The sequence below is a fragment of the Streptomyces sp. NPDC051105 genome, from assembly GCF_040682795.1.
Lineage (GTDB): Bacteria > Actinomycetota > Actinomycetes > Streptomycetales > Streptomycetaceae > Streptomyces.
Window position 1 is genome coordinate 1 of the sequence record NZ_JBFBBR010000050.1, and the last position, 3485, is coordinate 3485.

The 3485-nt window shown below is 38.7% G+C and carries 2 protein-coding genes and 1 pseudogene; 1 reads left to right on the plus strand and 2 read right to left on the minus strand.

All coding sequences use genetic code 11. The features are described 5' to 3' along the window. Positions 1–86: pseudogene (locus tag AB0N16_RS41510) on the plus strand (ATP-binding protein); the annotation flags it as partial. 72 nt (positions 87–158) lie between these two features. On the opposite strand, the gene AB0N16_RS41515 reads toward AB0N16_RS41510, so the two are convergent. Both AB0N16_RS41515 and AB0N16_RS41520 read right to left on the minus strand, forming a co-directional pair. Next, the gene (locus AB0N16_RS41515; protein ID WP_058212877.1) at positions 159–3236 is read right to left on the minus strand and encodes an HsdR family type I site-specific deoxyribonuclease; all 3078 of its coding nucleotides are present in this window, start codon (positions 3234–3236) and stop codon (positions 159–161) included. Between the two features lie 10 nt (positions 3237–3246). Next, positions 3247–3485, minus strand: a 239-nt coding sequence (locus tag AB0N16_RS41520; protein WP_365806009.1) for a hypothetical protein, incomplete at its 5' end; no start/stop codon positions are given.

Genomic DNA, 3485 nt, shown 5'->3' on the forward strand with positions numbered 1-3485 from the left:
TCCGCAACTTCAGCGTGCTGCTGTCACCCACGCGCAGAGGAGCGCGGCTGGCGCGGCTGCTGGCGACGGAGCAGCTGCGGTTTTATACTCACTTGCATCCATCTTCCCACGTAAGATATCCGCAGAAGCCCATAGTTGTTGATTTAAACCTGTCGCCATTATAATTCTTCTTTCCATTTTTGAAGTTGTTCAAAGTTTTGTTGTAGTCGTTCTTCTAAAACTTTTGTTCTTCTTCTGTATTTTTCACCCGTTTTGGCTTCAAACTCTTCTTTACTAAGGGTCATCGAATCCAGTAAATGAGTTAAATAAGGGATCGTTTTCTTATCGCCTTGATATTCATTCATTGCAGACTGTAAAAAGTCGAAGGATAATCCAAATTCTTCGGCTTCTTTTTGAAGTTGTCTTTGAATTTCATTTTGAATCGAAGTCTCTTTTAATTGAGCCACATCGATCTCTTCAGTAGTATTGACGAGTTGATCTTTCAAGGTGTGATACATCTTTTGGATTTGAGGATCCTTTTGTTGGATTTCTTTTTCAAATTTTTCAACGGCCCCTGCTTCGTTTAATTGAATCGCTTTCAAAAGTTGATTAATATAAAAACTATCCACGATGTCTTTATGTGTCGCATTGAGCTGCGAAGAAAAAGCAATCTCTTGTAAAAGCTTCTCGAAGTCTTCCTCAGGATGCTCCTCATCCTCGATCATTTCTTTAATCTTTGTTTTAACATTTTCCGTTTTACCTTGATATTGTGGCATCTGCTCCACTACTTCTGAAAATGCTTCAAAGTCCTCTTCGTATTGATCATAGCTTCGGAGCGCTTTATAACTCTTTTCTAGCTTTTGATAAGCACTCACTTGCGCAATCATCGTTTTAAGATCATTGGGTTTATCCGATAGGTCGGCTTCGCTTTGTTTATAAAGTGTTGAACATTCGATAAATTCTTTTTTGACTTCTTCATATTCTCTTGGAATCAGTTGATCAAAGTTTTGATTTTCATTTGAGAATAGACGAAACGTGTTTTGCACATTTTCTTTCATGGTGAAGGGCTTTCTAAAAGAGACAATCAACCCAGAATCTTTTCCTGTATAAATACGATTCGTTCTTGAGAACGCTTGAAGGAGCTTTTGATAGTTCATTTCTCGATCAATATATAAGGTTTGAATCGTTGGAGAATCAAAGCCTGTCAATAAACGATCGACAACAATGACAAAATCTAGCCACTGACCATCCGATTGATATTGCTTTTCCTTACGGGCCAACCGTTTATTAATATTTTGATTGTAGAGTTTCTCATCTTGATAAGGAGAAGCATCAAACTGTTTCGCATACTCTTTCATGATCTCTACTAATTCATCGTCTTGTTCATTTTTTTCTAATTGATCCGGATTGGTTGAGAAGGTAATAGCTACTCTTGGGAAATCTTTATCAATCAGTTGATGACGTTCATCAAATTGTCGCCCATTCAAGAGTGTCCCATTATCTTTCATTTCCTTTAAAATCCGGTAAATATGTTTGGCTTGGGCAATCGAGTGAGTGGTAAGAATGGCTGACATCGTAGGAAAACCATTCTGTACCTTGAACTTTTTGACCACACTTCTCCGATTAAAGATTTTTTGTAACATGGTACGAATATGTTCATCTGTTTCATAAAGTTCCGTAGGCAACAATTTTTCTTGTTGTAAGACATCGTCTGGTAACTTTCCTTTATTGAGTTGGGTGACAATTACCTCTTGATCCTCTTCTGAAATCAGTGAATGATACTCGACTTGAAAGCCTAAAACAGCGCCATCATCCATAGCGTTTTTGGTTGTATAGGAGTGAAGGAGTGGCCCGTATTGCTGGCTCGTCGTTCTGGCAAAGGTTCCATTTTCTTGCTTTTTATTTTGTTCAAAAATAGGCGTCCCCGTTAATCCAAACCAGGTTGAATTGGGTAATATTTTCTTAATTCGCTTCATTTCCTCATCACTAACCGCACGATGAGCCTCATCAACAATAAAAACAATATGTTCTTGCCGTAGCTTCTCAAATTGATTCGAGCCTTTTTCTTCACTCTCTTGTTGGGCACTTCGCATAGCCGCAGAGAGTTTTTGAATCGTGGTCACTAAAATCGTATTATTATTTTTTGATGAAAGGAGGTTTCGAGCCAACTGTTTTTGATTTTTGATCCCAACAATCAAAGTATTGGCTACCGAATTTCCGGTCGTTTGTCCGGTATGATATTCCGAGGCAAACTTCGTAAACTCATCCTGCGTTTGAGCATCTAAGTCTGTTCTATCAACAACCATGACCGTACGATCGACACCGATCGCATTTTGTGCTAATAATTTCGTTGCGACAAAACTGGTAATGGTCTTTCCTGAACCTGTCGCATGCCAAATAAATCCTCCTTCATGCTGTGCAGCTTTTTGACGAATCTTACGAATAGCATGAATTTGGTAAGGTCTTAAAGCCATGAGGAATTTTTGATTTTTTTGATCATCGACGAGAATGGTATATTGGCTAATCAATTCATGGGCATCGGGTATCCGCAAAACTGTACGAGTAAAATCAAACAAATCGGAAACCGTTTGATTGTCTTCAGTCCGCCAATTAAATAAAAACTTCTTCATCCGAGCATAGGCTTCAGCGGTATCTTCACTAGGTCTTGCAAAGTATCGGGTATCAACTTTATTGGAAATCACCATGATTTGAGTGGTTGCGTAAATCCCTTTAAAAAATCCATCTTCTGCATAACGCTGAATTTGATAATAAGCTTGCATAAAACCGTCTTTAGCGGACTCTTTTTTGAGCTCAATATGAATGATTGGGAGCCCATTAATCAGCAAGCTCACATCTCCACGATCTACTCTAGAGGAATCTGGGACCACTTGGTGAACCACCTCATAAGAAGAAGTTCCTCCTGAGATATCCTTATTTCTAAAGGCTTCTAAAGTCACTTTTTTCCCATTTTCTCGCTCTAATAAAACTTGAGCCACCCCGTTTTCTCCTCTAAGCCATTGAGAAGCTAAAAAAGGCGTTCCGGTCAAACGTGAAAACTCGACTTTGACTTGCTTAAATTCTTTGTCCGTTAATAGTTGCTCTTCCAATACTGCTAAATTTATTCGGTTCAAATGGCCTCTAAAGTTTTGCCAAAGTGCTTCTTCCGACTTCAAGTCCGGACGATAAGTCCACTGATTTTCTTTCTCACTTAAGATCTGTATGAACTGGTTTTCAATCATTTGTTCCGAATGACTCATTTGATCCCCCTCATTTCCATAGTTTCCACCATTTTTTAGATTCTGTTTTTACCGGCTCTTTTTCTTTTGCCTTGTTTCGTTCTTTTTCTGATAACCTCAATTGAGCTTTCAATTCATTGATTTCTTCCTGCGCCTCACCCCTTATCGACGAGCCATCTTTCATATCCTCCTGAGGCATTTTAAGAGCTTTCAATTCATTGATTTCTGATTTATACTCTTCTAGTACTTTTTTATCCTGTAAGGCTAGAC

Excerpts from the sequence above, each read along its gene's own strand:
- AB0N16_RS41515 (WP_058212877.1), bottom strand. The coding sequence starts at position 3,236 with ATGAGTCATTCGGAACAAATGATTGAAAACCAGTTCATACAGATCTTA.